The sequence below is a fragment of the Sphingopyxis witflariensis genome, assembly GCF_002205635.1.
GTDB classification, from domain to species: Bacteria; Pseudomonadota; Alphaproteobacteria; order Sphingomonadales; family Sphingomonadaceae; genus Sphingopyxis; species Sphingopyxis witflariensis.
The window spans coordinates 435,843-455,477 of sequence record NZ_NISJ01000001.1; the positions used below are offsets into that span (position 1 = coordinate 435,843).

The following is a 19,635-nucleotide window of genomic DNA, read 5'->3' on the forward strand; positions in this document are numbered from 1 at the left end:
TTCACGAGACGAACGAGTTCTCGAAACACGCGTTTACTGCCGGTTCAGAATTTATCGAAGCTGAGCATCAAGATAGGCGCGTATGCTGCGGAGGTCGGCAATGTTGCCACCGAGCAGCCAATCGAGTGCACTATGCCCGCCAAGCTCTGGAGCAGAATTGGCCGCCCGCAGCCACTCGTTCGCCCGCACGGGAACTGGTAGCAGCGTGTGGATCGCTTTGTAGATTCCGAGCAGATACGAAATCCGTTCCAACGTTTCGCCACTGGCAGATAATGTCTCGCCACACCGCCATCGTTCCAGTTCGGGGATGGTTGGCGAACCGAGCAGGATTGCCTGCTCGGCTTCACTCAGTTGCCATTCCTCAGCCAATAGAAAAAAGGCACGTAGGCCAGCACTTAGTAGTGCGGAACTGGTGGGGTCACCAGCCATCCCAGCGAATTCCTGCAAAGTCGTTCGATGACATCAGGCCTTTCTTGGTGAGCTTGAACAACGGCCCGTTCGGATCGATGGCAGGCTGGAAAAAGAGATCACCTTCCACACCGCGAGACGTATATTCGGGGAACCAAACGGGGACGAGGCCATCGCGCCCTATTTCGAAAAGGATTTTCCTCGCCCCGCCGGCCTGCGGAAGGATCCGGACCACGATCGCATCGCAACGGGTGATGCGCATCGCGTTTTCGATCTTCCGGCGATCGTTTCCATTGGCCAAGGTCGCGGGCACAATCATAATATGCGATTCAGGCGCGATCAGATATTGCGCAAACTCCTGCGGAAGAATCGGGAGCGTGGTATAAAGCTCTAGATCCGCAAGGTGAGCGACCATACGCGCTAAGCTCAAGGTCTGAGCTTCCAGCGCCCGGTCATTGTCATTCATATATTTTTTCATCGTCGATCCAATTTTCGCAGCGGCTCCGGCTGGGCAGCCGCTGCTTTCATCTCTTCGTTCCAGCCAAAAGCTGAGTCTTCTTCCTTGAGGGGGTTCGCTCAGGCCTATCGTCCGCAGAACCTGCCGGGCCGAATTCATTTATCCATCGGCTGGGTCGCTGTTGCGACGCCGCCTCTGCCAATCAGCCCATTCAGCCGCGATCATCGCCTTGCCCGCATCAGCCGAAAAAGGGCGCACGAAGGGACCAAAGCCGAAGCATTGAAGCTCGCGAGCCGGTGACATCAGATGAATATGCGGGGGATTGGTCGAGCCTACCTCGACCGGCAGATGCATCGCCGCAATCACGGCGACGTTGCGCTCGCGGCACAATCGTTCAAGAGCGAACTCGCGGGCGTCCTCCCAAGCAAGATGCAGCCGATCGGGATTGGGGAAGCGAAGCGTGATCATCACAAGCAGATCCTTGAGATTGTTGCACGCTTGCTCCTCATATTTTTCGGAGAGCCGCTTGGGATCGAGGAATTCGTCGTTCGCGAACGACGGCAACAACACGTCCCAGCGATAGCAGCTGGGCACCCATGGCGCGGCGACGTCGACCTTCCGTCCTGGACAAAGACGCCTGAGCACTGAGCCCGGGACAGTCTGGATCGGGCCACCCTTGATCTGCCGGCGCACGACACCGAACACGAGATTTGGATCGGCTCCTCCGGGGATCGGTACGAAATCTAGATCGCCGGGGGCTGGGAGCTTCTTCATCACCATGACCAGCCTCCGATACGGTGCGAAGCCAGATGCACGCTCGCTCGGTCGAGTCCGGCATCGCAATCCCAGTGGTCGACGTAAGGCGCCTGATCCGACAGAAACAGCCCGTGGCGCATCAACCGGATCGACGGTCCAGCACCTGGAGCCACCAGCCAACTGTCGCCCGCCAAGCCGCGGAACAGGCGGTAATCGAGAAGCCAGATAAGGTCGGCGGGGCTAGGCAAGGCTACGTCCACCGTTAAATCTGGTGATGCTTCGTCAAATGATCGCCGCAGGAGCACAACAGGATGCCCGGTAGCGATAGCAACGACCTCCATCTCAGCAAGATACAGCGGCGGCCGACTTGCAGTCGCATGGACAATGAGGCCCGGCGTTTTGAGAAACAGACAGCCGGGCAGTAGAGTGGCCGATATTCCCTGACCACGGCTGCTTGAACTATGCATGAGCGTTGCGAGATGGTGCATGACCTTGGTGTCTGCCCGCGTGGCCGCTGGAAGCGGAGTACTGCCCTTCAAGACAGCGTGAAGCGTTGTGGTGCGGAGCATCCCTTGCGGCCGATCGGTATCGGCGGGGGTCAGACAGTCGTAGGGCAAGTCATTCGGACTATGGGTCGGGTTTAGCGGGTCAGGAATTGTCGTAAATTGCATTTGAACTTCTCATAGCTGGGAGCGCGAACATCGAGCTCAGGGCGGCAGCCCTCCTTCAGAAGTCTTTCATTCTTCCAACAGGGCCACCTGCGCCTTCCATTTCCCTTCCACCCCATCAGTTCACCGGCATCAGCAGGCGGCGCCGCCAAGCTGGCAGCCGGACGCCCACCCAGCGCCAGCCCAAGGTGATGTAAGATAGAATCCAAGCGGGTCGTACGCCGGGCAAATGTTGCAGTCACATCCGGAGGAAAGCGTTCAACGAAGATACGCGTGGTGCAGCGGGATGTGGCGCAACGAAAACGCCGGGCGACAAGAGTAATCCGAACCGGCCGGCCATGAGATGGTAGATCGGCGAGTGTACGGTGATATCGACTGTGGACACGCGCAGATGGCCGGCAGCAGTTCGGGCAGATCGAAACTCGAAATCGGGATCGCCCAGTGATCAGTATCTGATCGGCGGCATACTCGACCGTGTCGATCACCAATCCTGTTGGCGCAATGGCTTCGCGAAAACCTCTCCCATGCATGGCGATACCCTCCTTCGGGGAAACTCGCCACTATCAACGCACTTGCACCAAAAGTGAGTCAGAGCCCTTTTTGCACGCCGATCCACACTCCGACCTCGAAGAGGACCATGACCCTGACGGTTCCGCATGCTGGAGGTTGACAAACACCCGCGATTAAAGGGCCGATTGACAGCCAGGGGTGAGTTCAACATGGGTCACTTCTCAGTGGAAATTTATGCCCTTCCCGGGTCACTTCTCAGCGGCAATCAACACACAGTAGTTCCCGGCCACCACCAGGCTGTATCGTTGGCCGATCATTACGACTTTGAGTGCGGCGATCGGTTCGCAATCGGTATTCGGCATTGATGGTCCCCTGCTGGTCAAACGACCGCAGAGGTTCGTCTCAAAATAATGCTGAGCAAGGCTCGCCTTCCACTGGCGGAATTGTACGAGATTCACGCGCTAAATCTGCGTTACTTCTGATCTGCCCCCTTCTGAGTGGTCCAAAATTGATGATATTTTGGACGACGAAGGAGACATGGAAATGCCGAGCAAGAAGCATCGCCCGGAAGAGATTATCGGCAAGCTGCGTGAAGCGGAGGTTGTGCTGTCGCAGGGCGCCACGACGGCTGAAGCGTGTCGCCGGATCGCGGTCAGCGAGCAGACCTATTATCGGTGGCGCAAGGAATATGGCGGCCTGAAGACCGATCAGGCACGTCGGATGAAGGACCTGGAGAAGGAGAACCAGCGGCTTCGTCGTGCGATATCGGACCTGACGCTGGACAAGCTGATCTTGCAGGAGGCCGCCCGGGGAAACTTCTGAGCCCCACGCGCCGAAGGCGCTGTATCGATCACATCAGAACGATGATGCCGGTGTCCGAGCGGCGGCTGTGCCGCGTGCTCGGGCAGCATCGGTCGACACAGCGCAAGGTGCCACGCGGGGCCGACGACGAAGCAGCTCTGACCGAGGACATCATTGCGCTGGCGCGGCAATATGGTCGCTATGGCTATCGCCGGGTGACGGCGTTGCTGCGCGATGCGGGGTGGCATGTGAACCGCAAGCGGGTCGAGCGCATCTGGCGCCGCGAGGGGCTGAAGGTGCCGCAGAGGCAACCGAAGCGCGGGCGGCTCTGGCTGAACGACGGATCGTGCATCCGGCTGCGGCCCGAATATCCCGGGCACGTCTGGTCCTACGACTTCGTCGAGGGCCGCACCCATGATGGCCGCAAATACCGCATCCTGTCGATCATCGACGAGGCGAGCCGGGAGTGCATGGCGTTGCCGGTGGCGCGTAAGCTGAAGAGCGACGATGTGCTGGCGGCCTTGGCCGAGCTGTTCGTCACGCGCGGGCCGCCGGCGCATATCCGGTCGGACAATGGCCCGGAGTTTATCGCGACCGCCGTGCAAGAATGGCTGGCGAAGGTCGGCGTGAAGACGCTCTACATCACACCGGGCAGCCCGTGGGAGAATGGCTATTGCGAAAGCTTCAACGGGTCGCTGCGCGATGAACTGCTCAACGGCGAGATCTTCTACTCGCTCGCCGAGGCGCGGATCCTGATCGAGGCCTGGCGGCGGCATTACAACACTGTCCGGCCGCACAGCTCGCTGGGATATCGACCACCGGCGCCGGAGGCCGTTCCATCGCCAGTGTCGCCCTCCGGTTCCGCTTCGCTCCACCTACGGCCGACACTGGCGATGGAGGCGTCAATGCACTAACAATCCACGCGGACCACTCGGTGGGGGCCGGTCACTTCACATTACCGCCACCTCGCGATTATCAGGGATACTGCAAGCCGATGCCTATGATAGCCGCCATGGGAATAGCTGCCGCTCGGCGTTATGGAGGCCTACGGCAAACGGAGAACGCACTATCTCTCGTTTTGGGTGGGCCGGAGGATTGCCTTTAACGCAAGGTCCCCCAACTGTGGCGAGAAGTGCGTGAAATCACTCCATTGATCGCGATCGCGCCAAAGCTGCTGCTCGGCGCTCGATCCCGGTGGCGTCGTTAGCAAATCAAAATAGCGAAAGCGGCAGGCTCCATGCCCGGATAGTTGCTGAAACATCTTCGCCGAATCCCGCTGAGCGTCCCTCTGCGAGGCGTCAAACTGCTGCGTCAGAGGTACGTTTGGCGTGCCCGGCAGAGAGAAATAGACAATCGTATGTCTGATTCCGGTTTTCGCGCAAATGCGATTGGCGCTGGCGACCATCTGCTCCAAAATCGCGCGGCCACGTTGGCGGGACGCCATACTGGCGTCAAACATGCGCCACCCCAATTCGAATCGTCCGGCAGCGGCTGGCCAGTCCACAGAGTCCGATGGAAGTGGCCGGCACTCCGCCTCGCGAACGGCAGTATCATCGCTTCTGCGAATATTGGCGGCCATGGTCTGGAATGACAACCATGTCGTCCGCGGCGACAGTGCGGCGTAAGCCGCAGAGAGATTGGGGCTCTCGCCTGCGCCTCCGCGATCGCTGACAGCGCCAAGCTCAATTAGCAGCGTGGTTGGCGTCGTGCGCGTCTCGAGGATTCTCGTGTGAACTTGGGAAAACTCCCGAATCCCCCAGCCGGTCCCGGCAATGCCAAGCATGTTCGGCCGGTCGCACAGATCGAAGCCAAGCGCTTCGCGGGAGCTGCCGATCAGGAATGTGTCGGCGGATGTTGTCGCGATCGCGCGTCCATAGGCGGTAACACTGCCGCTGTTTCGTATGAAAGAGACGGCGGACGGAGTCATCGTGCGATTGAGCGCATGCGTTTTCGCCAGGCCGATCTGACCGGTGGGATCGATCGACGCGTTGAGTAGGCACATGGCCAATATCAGCGCCCCGCAGGCCAGCAGTGCGCGCCAGAAAAGTTTGGCACCCCCGAAGGGTAGCGCGTCAGAAGCGGGCATAGATGAACCCCTGCACCTGCGACGGCTGCGTCATACCAAGCAGGCCAATGAAGAGCAGGACGCCGGCGATCCAGCCCCAAAATGCCGTGGCGCGCCAGCGGATCCATTTTGGCTCGCGCGAGGCTCCGGCGATACCGAATATCTGCATCGTGTTGGGGCAGGCGAAGGTGACGACCGTTGCCATACCGAGCCACAACAGGCTTTTCACTGACGAAATGTCGGCATGCGGTAGCAATCGCGGGCGGGATACGGAATGACCAGACGCGTTCAGATAGGCAATCAGATCGGAGCCGATTGCCGCCGCCGCGCGGAAATCAACGAGTGCAGGAAGCATGCGTACAAGCTGTTCGTGCGTATCCGCGCGCAACAGCAGCGCGACCGCCGATACGGCCATGAGCAGCAACAGGTGTCCCGCGAGCGCCCGCGCGCGCGCTTCAAAGCGCGAGAGCTGCCGCGATGCGCTTCGCCGACGTAACCTTAGAAACTGAAGCGCTATGATGACAAGCGCCAGGCCAAAAGCTTGCAGGAAGGGCAGCAGGGCGAGCGTATGCCACGCGCTGACGGCTAGAAACGCAGACAGGGTGGCGAGCGCCCAGGCAATACCGTAGCGTCGGCTGGTCGGGCTTATCGGCAGCTTCCGCGCCACCTGAAATATCGGCTGAAAAACATAGTCTCGAACAAACATCATAAGGCTGATGTGCCACCGCATCACATATTGGCCCGGCGTCGAGGCCTTGAGTGGGGAATTGAAATTGATCGGCAGAAGGATGCCGAAGCACAGGGCAACCCCAATCGCGATGTCCGAATAAGCGGAGAAATCGAAATAGAGCTGAAGCATGAATCCCCAGGCGGCGGCCCAGGCCTCCAACGGGGTCACGCTCCCGGCGGCCGCGCCGGCGAATAGGGCATCGACCATGCTGGCGAGCGGATCGGCCAGCCATATTTTCTTCACGATACCGGCCAGGATCAGGGTGACGCCCTTTGCGATGGTGTCTGATGCAGGAGGCGCGGCCCCCAGCTGGGCGAATTGCGGGGCCATCCGGGCGTATGGGGCGATCGGACCCGCGGGCAATTGCCCGAAGAAGGATATCCAGGATGCATAGCGGATCAGCCCGAGCCTCTCCGCACCATGCCGCGACGCATCGACCAGAAACGTGATTTGCTGTAGCGTGTAAAAGGCCAGCCCCAGCGGGATGGCGGATCGCATCCCGCCACTATCCGGCAATGCGGCAAAGGCCGAAAGACCGTTTTGGGATAGCTTGAGCATCACGAGCGGCGCAAGATTGGCAACGATCCCGCCGCCGATGAGCATCGCTCTGGCGGTGGATCCGGGAGCCGTCCGGCGAACAACAAGATGCAAAGCGAAATTGCCGAGGATCGAGCAGATCAGGAAAGCCAGTGCGACCGGATCATTGCCCGCACAGAATAGCAATGACGCCGCCACCAATACGATCGGAGCCGCACCGGGGCGATAGCGGCAGGCAAGCAGAAACGCGCCCACGACGAGCGGGAGCCATGCGAGCACGAACATAGGATTCACAAAACTAATCGGCGCGCTCCACTATCCATGCCTGGGGTCAGGCCGTTTTCTCAATGAGCACGTCTTCAAGGAGCACGCCGTCGAGGCCGGTCGTCGCCAGCACGGCCATCGCATCCTGCACGCTGTGCACGATCGGCTTGCCCATGACGTTGAAGCTGGTGTTGAGGATGATCGGCACGCCGGTCTCCCGCTCGAACGCGCCGAGCAGTTCGCTCATCCACGGATCCGCCTGCGGATCGACGGTCTGCAGCCTTCCGGTGCCATCGGCATGGACGACCGCCGGAACGCGTGACTGCTGCGCCGCCTTCCACGGCAAGGTGAACGACATATAGGGCGCGGGCTGTGCCCGGTCGAACCACTCGCCCACGCGATCCATCGGTACGATCGGGGCGAAGGGGCGGTACGGTTCGCGGCCCTTCACGCGCTGGTTCAGCCGATCTTTCATCTCGGGCGAGCGGGGATCCGCCAGAATCGAACGGTTGCCGAGCGAGCGAGGCCCAAATTCAGCCGCCCCGCGCATCACGCCGATGATCTTGCCCGCGGCCAGACGCTGCGCGAGCAGGTCTGGACCGATGTCCTCGCGGACCGACGCATATCCGCAATTTCCGGCCGCCCGTGCTGCCACGCGCCGATCGACCTTCGTCCCGAGAAAAGGCGAAATCCGGCCGACCGGGACAGGCCGGTCAGGATGATCCTGCATCCAGGCGAGCAAGGCGGCGCCGATCGCGTTCCCATCGTCGGCCGGAGCACTCGGAACATGGACGTTGGCGAACGAAAAGCGCTCGCGAACGGTGCCGTTATAGGAGGAATTGAGCGCGCACCCTCCGCTCAGCACGAAACTCTGCGCGCCCAGCGGCAAGCACGCCTTTATGATCCGGTCGGCGAGACGCGCGAACGCGGCCTGCCCGCTTGCGGCCAGATTGGCGGCGCGCTCGATAGGATCAGCGGGGCCGCGACCGTGCGGAGCGGCGCGGGCAACCGCCGCGTCGATGATATCCTGCGACGGCAATTGGGGCCGGCCATCGACGATGGTCACCATCGTCTCGATCGCATCGACAAGCGCCGGGTCGGGCGTGCCGAAGGCGGCAAGCCCCATCACCTTCCACTCTTCGCCAGCGCGCCAGTCGAAGCCGCAGACGCCAGTCAGCCAGGCATAGAATGTGCCCAGGCTGCCGGGGCCCCATGAACGCCATACCCGTTTGAGCCGGCCTTCGCTCAGCCGGAAAAGGCTGGCAGCGCCCACCTCACCCTCGCCATCGATGATCAGGCAGAGTCCATCGGCGAACGGCGCGCTGTGGCAGGCCGCGGTCGCATGGCACAAATGATGATCGAAGCGCCGCACTTCCGGCATTTCGGACGCAAGACCAAGACGCAGCAACGATGCGCCCGCATCTCTTTGCGCCTGCGCCTGCAGGCCGCTCAGCCACAATCCGTCGCTGCCGGGAAGCAGCGCATTGGACACCGAGACCGGAAGGTCGGCCTTGACCCGCGACCAGCTCGAGGCGAGGATGAGCCTGTCCCGGGACGGCTCGAAACCGATCGCCGCAAGCGCATGCTCGAGATGACCGACATGGTCGGGCGCAGCGCCCCAGGCGCGCTTGTCCTGCAAGTATCGCTCGGTGGCTTCCGCAAACAGAATGGTGCCCGTCTCATCGACCAGTGCAAGAGCCGGATCGTGCCCGGAAGTCGACAATCCGAGATAATAGGTCGTCATTGTGCTTCGAGCGACGCCATCACCGCGGTCGCCACTTCGCCCAGCGTCTGGAATTCGAACATCAGCGAGGGCTCCACCTCGATCTGATAGGTATCCTCAATCTCGCCGCAGATCAGGACCGCATCGACCGATTCAAGGCCGATATCGACGAGATTGGTGGAATCATTGATCTGCTCGGCCGGCACCTTGGTGCGCTCACTCACGCGGTGGCACAGAAATTCGGTTACGCCAGCGGCCGTACGGTCACTCATATATTCGCCTCGATTTGTTAAAAGGACAGGAGATCAGCGCAGGCGACAGGCCATTGCAGACAGGATGATGGTTTGCGAATTTTCCGCATAGGAAGGTTCGCCCGGAGACAACGTCAGCGCAGGAAAGCACTTGAATAGCGCCGGGATCGCCCGCCGCAACAATATGCGGGAAAGCGTCGCTCCGGGGCAGCGATGCAGCCCGTGGCCGAACGCCAGATGGCCGGCGCCCAGGCTCTCGTTAATCGCATCCAATTGAAGCTGCATCGTGTCGCCCGCCGCGTAGGGGCAGCCGCCAACCTCTCCCGTCGAACGGGCCAGACGATAAATGAAACGCGGTGAGGCTGCTCCCGGCACGATGTCACGATCCAGATGCGCGGCCATCCATGCGGGATCGCACAGATGCGCGCGCGCGCCGGGCGGCGCTGCGGACAGTGAGAAGATCGCATTGGCCAGCGTGTGCGAACTGTTGAAGCTCGCGCCATAGAATACCAGCGCCGTCGCCTTGCGATCGAGCGCGTCGAAATCGTCCCCGCCGTACGCGGCGAGGTGCGAGAGCAGAGAAGGTGGACGCCCGGAAAACGCATCCAGTGCTCCTTCGTCGAATTGCGCGAGCAGCGCATCGAAGAAACCCTGCACTCTCAGGATCGCGCGCATCGAACGGAGCGGCGCCAGCACTTCCTGAAGCAACGGCGCCAGGCGATCGAACATTTCCGGATCGCGGGGATATATCCCCAATATAGGCTGACAGACTTCGCGGAACAGCGGCTCGCAGAAATCGCGCACAAGGTCCGGGGCGGGCGCGTCGGCGAGGCGATCAAGGCACCGCTCCACTGCCGCTTGTATCCATGGCTCCCAGCGAGCCAGCCGGTTCGTGCCAAGCACCTCGAACGCCAGCAATCGGATGCGCCGGTGGCGCTCGCCCGAAAGGAAGAATGGCGCGTTGCGCGCAATCCGTATCGCCGTCGACAGATCGTGGCCACTGCCCTTCTGGAGCGCGACGAGATGCGCCTCCATCCCCGGCGGGCTGAATTGCACATCGTCGGTCGCGATGGCGCGCGCCACGACCGGATCGCTGATTTCCCACTGTCGGGCGGAACGCCGCCTGGCGGGTGCAAGCCGGCACGGGAGCGCAACCGGCGTCTGAATCATATGCGTGCGTTCGATCCGGACCGAATCTTCGATCAGACGCAGATCGGGGAAACGTTCCGCCAGCATCGGCATCGCCCGGCGCAGCAGCAATCGTGCGAGCGCCGCGCCCGGGCATTTATGCGTTCCCTCGCCGAACGACATCGATTGCTTGCCGGCCGCCGCTCCGGCGTGCGGACACAGCGAGCGGTTGATCGCCGGTATGTCGAGAACCGCCAGATCGCCGGGGGCGACCGCATCGCCGCCCAGCTCGGTCTCTCCTTGCGCCACGCGGTACAGACGCAAGGTCGAGGGGAAGTCGCGGATAATTTCCTCGAGCCGCCGGTCCGCCCAATCGGGGGCTGACACCTGCCGCCACTCCGTCGCGTCTTTGTGCAGCAGGCCCCACAAAGCAAAGGAAAGCGATTGCGCGGCGGTGTGCGCGGCGACGGTCAGCGACGCGACCAGGATCCGCGCGTCAACGCCATCGGGCAAATTTGCCCTCGCGATCGCGCTTGCGAAGGTCAACGGGTCATTGTCCGCCGGGTCCGTAACGCCTTCCGAAACCGGCACCGCGTCAACGAGGAACCGATAGCCTTCCTGCACGGCAATCATCTCGCGCAGACGCAGAAGCGGCTCGGTAAAGGTGCGTGCAGAAGACATGTGGCGCAAGAACGCCGCCTCGTCGGGAATCGACAGTCCAAAGACGTCGCGTATGCAGCCGACATAGAGGGGATCGGCGAAATCGCGGACCAGATCGGGCCCATCTTTTGTCGATAGTTCGGCAAGACACCGTTCGATGTTGGCGTCGATGACGGGTTGCCACTTTGCGATCGCGTCCGGGCTCAGCAGGCCCGCGAGCGCCCGGCGGGTAGCGAGATGCTCGCGACCGGACTGATAGATCAGCGAACTGCCCGCAGCCTCGATGAGAAACGAGAAGTCCAGCTTGCCCTGACGTTGCAGATTCTCGAGATAAGGGCGGACATCCGACACGCCCCAAACACGGTCGCGGAAGACTTTCGCTGCGTCGGCAGCATCCTCCACAGCAAATCGCGCACGGCTCGGGCGGGCGCCCAGGGTCCTCTCGGGCGCAGCGGGCGCCGATAATGGCTTCACACCAATTCCCCGCCGATCTCGCCGTTTCGGATTGCATTCGCCACCAGCCTGCGCTGAATCTTGCCGCTCGACGTACGAGGCAATGAGCCCGTTCGGAAAAAGCGGATATCGACGAGATCGATCGACCATGCGCCCATCACCGCCTGGCGTATTCGCTTGCGGGCCTCGTCAGCCTCGATCTTCGAGCCGCGTCGCCGCAGCTCGATAAACAGCGCCGCCTTTCCGGTCGTCATGCCGTCGAGCATCACCGCCGCCGCCGCCATGGCATTGAGTTCGGGCTGTTGCTCGGCCGCCAGCCATTCCACCTCGGGCGCGGAAATCTTGCGGCCATTGGCGAGCAGCAGATCCTTGAGCCGACCGATTACGTACAGTCTGTCGTTCTCGCGCACCGCGATATCGCCGGTGCGAAGCCAGTTGCCCTCTTCATCGGGCAGGACGGCCGCAAAGGTTGCTTCGGTTTCCGCCTCGTCGTTGAAATAGCCATGCGCCACGGAGGGGCCGCGCATCCAGATTTCGCCTGCCGTGCCGTCGGCGACCTGACAGCGCGCATCCGGATCGACGATGCGAAGGTCAGCCCGAACGTCTTCGGAGATTGTGCAAGGCTCGACCCCCTCGCATCCATCGGGAACAACATTGACGGCCTTATCGGCGGAAACGGTGTTGGTACCCGCTGCCATCAGCGTGAATTCCGCGAGGCCGTAAGTGGCGAAGAGCGCCCGAGGATTGAAGCCGTAGGGAACGAAGCGCTCGCGAAACGCTTCCAGCAGCTCGGTCGGCACTGGTTCAGCCCCGCAATATGCAGTTTGCCAGCTTGAGAGATCGAGCCCTTCGCACTGCTCTTCCCGCACATTCTGAAGGCAATGCGCGAAGGCGAAGGCAGGCCCGCCGCTAATAGTCGCTTTCTTTTCGGAGATCAGGCTGAGCCAACGATGCGGGCGCTGGACCATGTGGAACGGATCGAGCAGATGCGTGACGCCGCCGAACAGGATCGGGTAGAGGATCCCCATCAGACCCATATCGTGGAAATGCGGCGCCCAGTTGAGCACGACCGAACGCGAATCCTGGCCCCAGGTCGCACTGACAAGCGCCGCGTTATCTAGGATGTTCTCGGCATGCAGCACGACGCCGCGCGGGGCGCGTGTCGATCCCGAAGTATATTGCAGAACGACCGGGCGAGCCGAGGCAATAGGAAAGCGGCTGGTGGCCCGGCCGGATTTCAGCTGCGTCAGGTCGAGCACCGGTATTGCCGCTTCGCTCTCGGCTCCCTGACGTGCAGCTTGCAACCGCGCCGTCAGGCCGCTCGTGCACAGGATCGCTACCGGCTTGCAGCTTTCGATGATGCCGTTGAACCGGCCGGTCTGCGCACCGGGCCTCGGCAGCGCGACCGGCACCACGGTAAAGCCCGCATGCAGCGCCCCGAACAGCGTGACCACGAAATCTGCTCCGCATGGCATCGCCAATGCCAACGGGCCCTCTGCGGGATCGAAAGACGCGACAAGCGCTGCGGCTCGCGCATAGGCCGCTTCGCGCAGCCACGCTCCGCTCAATGCCTGATCGACCTGTCCTTCGCGGGCCGCGCAAATCGTGACGATGGCGTCGTCCGAACGCCGCGCGAGATGGCCGAAGATTGCCTCCGCCAGCACCGTAGCCATTTTTTCTTTTCTCTTTCAAATCAACGCTGAAGTGCGGATATGTCAGTTGCCCTTACACAGGTGCGGTTGGCTAGCAAGCCCGCCGGTGCGCGTATGCAAAAAAAAAGCAGCAGCCCTGCTGACAATGCTCGCTTCTGGCTATTATTGGTTGGCGGTGCGTTGGAAAAGCAACACGAGGACTGCTGATCGTCGTCACATCATGACGAGCGACTGACCTCCACATCGAGCACCGCGATGCGCTCCGAGCAAATGGCGTGAACCGCGCGTCCGAGTTCCTCGACGCAGCCGCCGAGCCACAGAAGTTCTTCTTCGGTGATGCGGTAATGTTTCGAATAGCGTGCCTTCACATAGGCTTCCTTGAGCTTTTCGAAGCGGGCGCGATCCACCCGCGCCTCGCGCGGCCAGGCATCGACCAGCCGCATATCGATGCGCTCAGCCTGGGTACGAAGGAACCCAAGGTTGTGAACGTGTGGCGTGTAAAAGGTGCAGACCAGAAGAACGCAGTGATACAGCCGTTCGGTTGCCTGATGTAAGTTGAAGGCGGCATAGTTTTTTTGGCCGTCATTCAGGCTGTAGCCTGCAAGGGTTCGCGCATACTCCGCGCTCGGCATCCATTCCGCGAAATACTCCTTCGCCATAGCCAGCGCCTGTTCCGGCGTCTTCGGCTTCGGAGTATGCAATTCCTTGTCGTCGAACTGGTGCAGTGCGATACCGTCCTTGGCGACGTCCATGAAGAAATAGCGTCCGTGCGCGAGCCCGTCGTTCACCTCCTGCAGCGTGTGGACGATGAAGTTCACCGGCGTATGCAAGGTCTTGTCTATGGCAAGCTCACGGATCAGCCGGTCATCGAGCTTGAGCCAATAATCGACCTTCTCGGTGAGGCGCTTGTCGTTGACGATGATCAGCAAGTCGAAGTCGGAAAGATACCCCTTTGCGGTATGCGGCTCGTCGACCCAGCCGCCCCGCGCATAGCTGCCATAGAGAATGATCTTCTCAATGCGCCCTTTCTTCTTCCACTGCTGTTGGGCAAGCGCCAGCGCATCCTCGAATTCCTCGAAAATAATCTGGACGACACGCTCCAACTCGCGCTGCTTGTTCGCGGGAAGATGATCGAGATCCGTACGCATGATCGTGCCCACCTTGTATGGCCAGCTCCTACTTGGCAAGTGGGAAGGCCGTCAGCGGCGCCAGAACCGCCACCATGGCGGCGGATCGGGCTCCATGACATCGGCCAGAATTGCAAGTCCCCGACAAAGAGCCGCCTCAACGTCCTCAACGCTGATGGCATGCCGACGCGCGAGTTCATTATAGCTGGCGTCATCGACGCGGTACCCGATGAATATTTCGCGATCAAGCGGCGCCATGAGCCGAACCGCTTGCTCCGCCTTGCGAAGCAGGCGGCGTTCCTTGATAGTCAATTTAGTCATATTGCGCATTCCAGCAGTTGCGCGCGAGGACCCACTATGGGTTAATGACCGCTACCGGTGCCGTTTGATCACGACCGGGCGCGACATTGACGAAATCACGGGCGGACGATCAAGCCGCTGATTTCGTCCCTCTTTCACACTAGCAAAACTGCAATCGACACACTCCCCTTCCTTCCACTTCGGCAGAACCGTGCGCTCGCGCTGGCCAGGACAATATCGTGCGATGGTCCAGGAAATTAGCGGATTAACCGGCCAAAAGAGACCGTTTGGGGACACCCAACGGCTTGCTGACGTGCGCTTCTGAGGCGGGATGCGCGATGGTATCAGCATTTCCGTCACATGTTCGGACTGGGTTCGGCTTGCAGATGTCGTCGCCGCCCGAACTCTCCGCAGAAGCATTTTTTGGCGGGCGCGGATCAATCGTATCCGCAGGGGCCCGCTTCGTAGCGAATGTGCAGATCGGCGCCTGGCCCGCCAAGTCTGCCAAGCAGCTTCGCCAGCGCTGCCGGGGTATTGACGATCTCGCCATGCTCGCGGACCTCCGCGCGCTTGCCGTCCTCCGCCACCGCAACAGCTATCGTGTCTTTGTGGACGTCGAGGCCCACATATTTCACCCACTGGCTCATCATTCGCCTCCATGCAGAAGATCGCGCCAGACCAGCCCGGTACGACCTCGCCTCTGCATATTACGAGACGGGCGTGCCCAGTCTCAGGCGAACATGTGGTCTAGCCGGGCGCCAGGGTCGCCGCCTTTGCAGCCTCCTGAGCACGCATTACCGCATTATAGTGGTCAATCCATTCCGGCGGATCATCCTTCCAGCCAGAGTACCAATCATCCTCTGCCTTCACGCACACGTGGCATTCCTTTTAACCGATCGTGAGGGAGCGCGGGCGAAAGGGATGCCTTTCTGCTTTCGCGGCGGCTTCTTCATGCACCGGCGCATCGACGCATCTGATCGCCTTCTGATCGACAGGCGAAAGCTCGCTCCGGCGATCGCATTTGTCGCAATAAACCGACGGCGCGTCTGGATGGGCGGCAATCTGGCAGGCGCCATCGTCGTCAATGTGGACGTCGGCAACAATCCAGTCGGGGAGAAAGAGAGCAATCGCCATATGGTAAGTATCTTTATGGAATCTCTTAATAAAGCCTGTAGCGAGCGCAAGAAATTGATCCAGATATGGTTGTATCTGTCGTCGCGTTGCGGTGGATTCTGGACTATGCTCGTCGGATGACGGGTTGGATCGACTACCTAATCACGAGTGATGACCCCGCGGACAAAGCTCTGCTTGACGAGTTTCGCGACCGTGCCTGGGCACACGGGCAACTGATGCAGTTCATCGCCGCCGATCCGGCGAACATCACCTCCGAGACTTTCCAACGGATGACCGAAGAGCAGGAATTGCAGAACGCGCTACAGGATCGCATTCACGCCCGCGGCGTCGAGTTGCGAGATGCTGGACATGTGCCGGCCGACGAATCCGCCTTCAAGGCGTGGCGGGCAACATGGGTCCCGCTGGCGTCACACCTTCCATCGGATGACGAGCCAATGCCCCGCGCGTGATCTGTCGCGGCACACCCTAACCACTGCTGAGAAATCGAAATTTACCTCCGGCGTTCAGACGCGAGGAAGAATGGAGCCCCAATGACAGCTTTGAATTTTGCGATCACCGACGACGGCATTTTCCTCGCGACCGATTCACTCGTCACCCACGAAGATCAGGCGTTGATGTTTACCTCGAAGGTCCTGACGCTCCCGCATTTGGATGGGCTAATCTGCTGGACGGGTTCAATAGTTCTTTTCCACCGCTGGGCGCTCACCGTTCTTCGTGAAGCGTCGTCAGGCAGTATTTGTTTTCTCGATGTTGATACACCGGAGGATCTTAAGTCGATTTGGGCTGGCATGTCGGATGATGAGCGCGGCAGCGGCACCGGCACTATCTACCAGTTCGGCTATGACCGGGATTGGGATCGGTTCGTGGGCTTTGCCTATCGTTCATCGAACGGCTTCAAAAGCGAACCCCTAGCGCACAACATCTACACCAAGCCGCCTCTTGCGGGGCAGTTTCCAATTATCGGCTTCCCAGACGATTTCGTCGAAACGTGTCGCCACCAGCGGATCGAGCAGGACAAATTGCCTGCCGACAAGCGCGTGCATATCGGCGGCCATGTCATTGCGTACATGGTGCAGCGGAACAAGCGAGAAGGGTAGCCCACTTCGACATTGACGACGGTTCAGACTGCCTTCGAATTTGAGGATCTGGTACACATGTATGGGACTAATATGGAGCGCGGTTCCAATTTCTGGGCTAAATAAGGGCGGCGTGCCGAAACCCGCCGCCTATTCAGTTGCGCTTTCATCCCCCAACGCCCCCGCAAATCATTTAATATTGCTTGCCTATGTCAGCCGGCCTCTGCGATCCAAAGATCGGCGGGGTGGGAGGCTCCGGTGCACACAGAAGGTCGGAAAGGTTCCGATTGTTGGAGCCTTTCTGGTGTGAACTTGGCGGCATGGACAAATTAGAGCAAGCATCTGCCGGCGGCGATGTCGACCATGGATAGGAAGCTTCGGCGAGTTGGTCGTAACGTGCGGCGACGGCCCGATTGATTTTCAGGCGACCGAAGAACCGCTCGATTTGGTTGCGCTTCCTGTAGAGTTCGCGGTCGTGGTCGATCTTCACGCGGCGCTTGGCGCGATCGGGGATGACGGGCCTTATGTTTCGGCTGGCAAGGGCGGCGCGGATAGCCATTCTATTGCCCGGCTCGAAGCCGCCGCCAGAAGGCAGCCTTAAATCAACCGGCCAGCGCAACATCAACCAATTTGCCCACGCCACCTAAAACTACCATTCTGGCCGCATCTGCAACAAATCCGCAATATTGACTCGACCTCATGTCCCCCGGCGTGAAATACTTCTAATTACTAATGAAAATCTGGTCATAAAGGATCCTGGCGGCGGCGGAGCTATGGACGATTTGGGATTGCGAACATTGGAAGATGCCAAACGCTGGGCTCGGTTGACCGACAAGCAGCGTGCATGCCTCGATCTGCTCGTCGAGCGTAAGACATCGAAGCAGATCGCCCGTGCACTCAACATTGCAAAGGTGACGGTCGATCAGCGCATCAGGGCTGCCCGCGATATTCTCGGAGCACCAAACCGGGACGAAGCGGCGATAATCTATGCCCGGCTGAAGCCAATATATGACCGGATGATATATGATCCGGTAGACCTTCCCCCAACACTGACCACGGTGCCAAGCATCGATACGAACGGGAGCAAACCCGCGGCCAGTACACCAAGCAATCGAATGGCCACAATGGGTGAGACATCAAGGAAACACTCGCCGTTCAAGGATCTATGGAGGCACGATCACCGTTCCTCGAACGTGATAATAATTACTGCGATCGTAGCTGTTGCTTTGGCCATTTTCGCGCTCACAGCGCTCGGAATTGCACAAGCGCTTACGCAGCTGATCTCCGGCTGATTCGAACCTCGTCGAAACCAAAGGATCGGAGCGAACGCCGCTTCCGACAAAGGAGAAGCCATGCATATCGAAGTCGCTCCCATCGTAGCCCGTTTGCAACGGGACGTGCCTGTCGCTGAAGCCCTCATCGACGACGCGATGATTGCCCTCTTATCGCTGACTACCAGCGTCGTAACGGCCCGCCGCGATACTGCGGGTGTGCCGGCGGCGAAAGGCCATGCGATGATCCAGCGCCTCACCAAGGCGCAGATGTCGCTCGTCGATATTAGCGGCGATGTGCTGCGCGTTCATGGCGAATTGGTCACAATCGGCCGGGAAACCGCAGGTTACGATCTCCACGAAGATTGCCCGCAACGAAAATCGGCGGTTCTTCCTCTTCACGCCGCAGCCTGATCTGATTTGACCGGGAGCTACAGCTATGAAAAAAGATAAGAATGCGCGTCGCGGGATTCTTCCTGTTTCTGTCAGTGGCCCTCGGTTATGCCGCCTGGCGTGGCGGTGGACCCGAGCGAGCGATGGCGGGAATCGCAACCGTGATGGTTATATCCGATCCCATCCTCCACCGTTTCGTTCCACCTGGCTACGCTTCGATCGACTTTGGTCATCTTGTTATCGATGGGTTCGGCGCCGTCTCGACACTGACCCTAGCATTGGTCGCATACCGTTTTTGGCCGATGATCGCCGCCGCCCTTCATATTTTGCCGATGATGGCACACGCCAGTCGCGCTTCCGATCTATTGATGCATCCGGCCGCCTATATGATCATGCAGGTCGCCTGGTCGTGGTTGGTCCCGCCCGTACTGATCCTCGCAACCTGGCGACATCAACGGCGATTGCGACAGAACGGCAACGATCCATCCTGGCGAAACGCATCGCCGCGATTGCCCTCGTCCGACGCAAATATTTGACAGACACGCTCCCGGCAGAATTTTACGGCCTGAAGCGAGTTTGGTCACAAACGCAGGAAAGCCTTGCGATGCTAGCCGATTTTGTCGATATCATGCCCGGCCGAACCGATGTGTTCCGCGCGCGTTCTCGAGCCTAGCTATCATGCGATCAAGCAGCGCCTTATGGATGGCGCGTGGCCGTGGGGCTTTCGTCTCGAGGCCAGTAAAATTGCCGATATGCTGTCGACCAGCATCACGCCGGTCCGGGATAGTCTTCATCGGCTGGTCGGCGAACGAATGGTTTCTTTCGCACCTGGGCAAGGGTTTCACGTTCCGCGCATGAATGAAACCGAACTGCGCGAACTCTTCGAGCTCAATCTCATCCTTCTTCTCGCCGCCACCGCTTCTTCATCACAAGGCTCACCAGTGGGGTCGACAGACAATGCCTGTCCAGATCAGGTTCCCAAATTGTTTCTGAAATTGGCGAGCAGATCGGAAAATGGCGCGCTCGTCGCGAGTATCTCGGCGCTTAACGACCGTCTGCATCAATTCCGTCGTTGCGATCCTTTATTATTTCAAGATCTCGATTTGGAGTTGGCGCATCTCATGGCCTCCGCCGCCAATGTCGGGTCGAGTCTGATATTACGACGTCTTATCTTGCGATATCATAATCGGCGCCGCGACGAGGCGGCAGGGTTTATTCGGCTGATGACGTCAGGCATGGCTTCATGATGCGGGAGCTAAATTTGGTGAAAT

Annotated in this window: 21 protein-coding genes and 1 pseudogene; 8 read left to right on the forward strand and 14 right to left on the reverse strand. The window is 60.2% G+C overall.

The genetic code is table 11. The features are described from left to right. Positions 1–51 precede the first annotated feature (51 nt). The 5 genes from CDQ91_RS02090 to CDQ91_RS21995 form a co-directional block, all read right to left on the reverse strand. Positions 52–429: an antitoxin Xre/MbcA/ParS toxin-binding domain-containing protein gene (locus CDQ91_RS02090; RefSeq protein WP_088471034.1), complete on the reverse strand. Its 378-nt coding sequence runs from the start codon at positions 427–429 to the stop codon at positions 52–54. After that, positions 419–886: a hypothetical protein gene (locus CDQ91_RS02095; protein ID WP_088471035.1), complete on the reverse strand. Its 468-nt coding sequence runs from the start codon at positions 884–886 to the stop codon at positions 419–421. The genes CDQ91_RS02090 and CDQ91_RS02095 overlap by 11 nt, the downstream gene beginning before the upstream one ends. Before the next feature lie 138 nt (positions 887–1,024). Further along, the gene (locus tag CDQ91_RS02100; protein WP_144036662.1) at positions 1,025–1,645 is read right to left on the reverse strand and encodes a hypothetical protein; all 621 of its coding nucleotides are present in this window, start codon (positions 1,643–1,645) and stop codon (positions 1,025–1,027) included. Continuing rightward, positions 1,639–1,869, reverse strand: coding sequence for a hypothetical protein (locus CDQ91_RS20895; RefSeq protein WP_144036663.1), 231 nt, complete (start codon positions 1,867–1,869; stop codon positions 1,639–1,641). Before CDQ91_RS20895 ends, CDQ91_RS02100 begins: the two co-directional genes overlap by 7 nt. 392 nt (positions 1,870–2,261) lie before the next feature. Then, positions 2,262–2,819 carry a transposase family protein gene (locus CDQ91_RS21995; protein ID WP_088471038.1) on the reverse strand — a complete coding sequence of 186 codons (558 nt, stop codon included), beginning with the start codon at positions 2,817–2,819 and terminating at the stop codon, positions 2,262–2,264. Positions 2,820–3,342: 523 nt separating this feature from the next. On the opposite strand from CDQ91_RS21995, the gene CDQ91_RS02115 reads away from it, so the two are divergent. Beyond that, a protein-coding gene (locus CDQ91_RS02115; protein ID WP_088471406.1) for an IS3 family transposase occupies positions 3,343–4,514 on the forward strand; the annotation gives its coding sequence in 2 pieces (ribosomal slippage) (positions 3,343–3,607 and positions 3,607–4,514; 1,173 coding nt in all). A 152-nt stretch (positions 4,515–4,666) separates the two neighbouring features. On the opposite strand, the gene CDQ91_RS02120 is transcribed toward CDQ91_RS02115, so the two are convergent. From CDQ91_RS02120 to CDQ91_RS02160, 8 genes and pseudogenes are all read right to left on the reverse strand, one after another. Continuing rightward, positions 4,667–5,686 carry a hypothetical protein gene (locus tag CDQ91_RS02120; RefSeq protein ID WP_088471039.1) on the reverse strand — a complete coding sequence of 340 codons (1,020 nt, stop codon included), beginning with the start codon at positions 5,684–5,686 and terminating at the stop codon, positions 4,667–4,669. Continuing rightward, entirely contained in the window at positions 5,673–7,217 is a 1,545-nt protein-coding gene (locus CDQ91_RS02125; protein ID WP_088471040.1) for an MBOAT family O-acyltransferase, read from the reverse strand. Before CDQ91_RS02125 ends, CDQ91_RS02120 begins: the two co-directional genes overlap by 14 nt. A 46-nt stretch (positions 7,218–7,263) precedes the next feature. Then, a complete protein-coding gene (locus CDQ91_RS02130) occupies positions 7,264–8,940 on the reverse strand; it encodes a carbamoyltransferase family protein (RefSeq protein ID WP_088471041.1) in 1,677 nt (558 codons plus the stop codon). After that, positions 8,937–9,191: an acyl carrier protein gene (locus tag CDQ91_RS02135; RefSeq protein WP_088471042.1), complete on the reverse strand. Its 255-nt coding sequence runs from the start codon at positions 9,189–9,191 to the stop codon at positions 8,937–8,939. Before CDQ91_RS02135 ends, CDQ91_RS02130 begins: the two co-directional genes overlap by 4 nt. A gap of 2,237 nt (positions 9,192–11,428) precedes the next feature. Continuing rightward, on the reverse strand, positions 11,429–13,084 hold the full coding sequence (locus CDQ91_RS02145) for an AMP-binding protein (RefSeq protein WP_088471044.1): 1,656 nt from the start codon (positions 13,082–13,084) through the stop codon (positions 11,429–11,431). Positions 13,085–13,281: 197 nt separating this feature from the next. Further along, entirely contained in the window at positions 13,282–14,211 is a 930-nt protein-coding gene (locus tag CDQ91_RS02150) for a HEPN domain-containing protein (protein WP_088471407.1), read from the reverse strand. Positions 14,212–14,262: 51 nt separating this feature from the next. Then, complete coding sequence (locus CDQ91_RS02155; RefSeq protein ID WP_158213598.1) at positions 14,263–14,511, reverse strand: sigma factor-like helix-turn-helix DNA-binding protein; 249 nt, start codon at positions 14,509–14,511, stop codon at positions 14,263–14,265. A 422-nt stretch (positions 14,512–14,933) separates the two neighbouring features. Then, positions 14,934–15,137, reverse strand: a pseudogene (locus CDQ91_RS02160) (IS110 family transposase); the annotation flags it as partial. A gap of 274 nt (positions 15,138–15,411) precedes the next feature. Here CDQ91_RS02160 and CDQ91_RS20900 point away from each other — a divergent pair. The 3 genes from CDQ91_RS20900 to CDQ91_RS02175 all read left to right on the forward strand — a co-directional run bounded on the left by CDQ91_RS20900 (position 15,412) and on the right by CDQ91_RS02175 (position 16,721). Continuing rightward, positions 15,412–15,744 (forward strand): hypothetical protein, encoded by a 333-nt coding sequence (locus CDQ91_RS20900; protein WP_144036664.1) that lies wholly within the window; start codon positions 15,412–15,414, stop codon positions 15,742–15,744. Further along, on the forward strand, positions 15,741–16,073 hold the full coding sequence (locus CDQ91_RS02170) for a hypothetical protein (protein WP_144036665.1): 333 nt from the start codon (positions 15,741–15,743) through the stop codon (positions 16,071–16,073). Before CDQ91_RS20900 ends, CDQ91_RS02170 begins: the two co-directional genes overlap by 4 nt. Positions 16,074–16,154: 81 nt before the next feature. Beyond that, positions 16,155–16,721, forward strand: a complete 567-nt coding sequence (locus CDQ91_RS02175) for a hypothetical protein (RefSeq protein ID WP_088471049.1) — start codon at positions 16,155–16,157, stop codon at positions 16,719–16,721. A 172-nt stretch (positions 16,722–16,893) separates the two neighbouring features. Here the strand turns inward: CDQ91_RS02175 and CDQ91_RS21930 are convergent, their stop codons facing one another. Next, a complete protein-coding gene (locus CDQ91_RS21930; protein ID WP_088471050.1) occupies positions 16,894–17,322 on the reverse strand; it encodes a transposase in 429 nt (142 codons plus the stop codon). A 151-nt stretch (positions 17,323–17,473) separates the two neighbouring features. On the opposite strand from CDQ91_RS21930, the gene CDQ91_RS02185 reads away from it, so the two are divergent. The 4 genes from CDQ91_RS02185 to CDQ91_RS02200 all read left to right on the forward strand — a co-directional run bounded on the left by CDQ91_RS02185 (position 17,474) and on the right by CDQ91_RS02200 (position 19,611). Further along, positions 17,474–17,992, forward strand: coding sequence for a helix-turn-helix domain-containing protein (locus tag CDQ91_RS02185; RefSeq protein WP_088471051.1), 519 nt, complete (start codon positions 17,474–17,476; stop codon positions 17,990–17,992). A 60-nt stretch (positions 17,993–18,052) separates the two neighbouring features. Next, positions 18,053–18,385: a hypothetical protein gene (locus CDQ91_RS02190; RefSeq protein WP_088471052.1), complete on the forward strand. Its 333-nt coding sequence runs from the start codon at positions 18,053–18,055 to the stop codon at positions 18,383–18,385. A 41-nt stretch (positions 18,386–18,426) separates the two neighbouring features. Continuing rightward, the gene (locus CDQ91_RS02195; RefSeq protein ID WP_088471053.1) at positions 18,427–18,900 is read left to right on the forward strand and encodes a hypothetical protein; all 474 of its coding nucleotides are present in this window, start codon (positions 18,427–18,429) and stop codon (positions 18,898–18,900) included. A gap of 108 nt (positions 18,901–19,008) precedes the next feature. Further along, the gene (locus CDQ91_RS02200) at positions 19,009–19,611 is read left to right on the forward strand and encodes a GntR family transcriptional regulator (RefSeq protein ID WP_088471054.1); all 603 of its coding nucleotides are present in this window, start codon (positions 19,009–19,011) and stop codon (positions 19,609–19,611) included. The last annotated feature ends 24 nt before the right edge of the window (positions 19,612–19,635 follow it).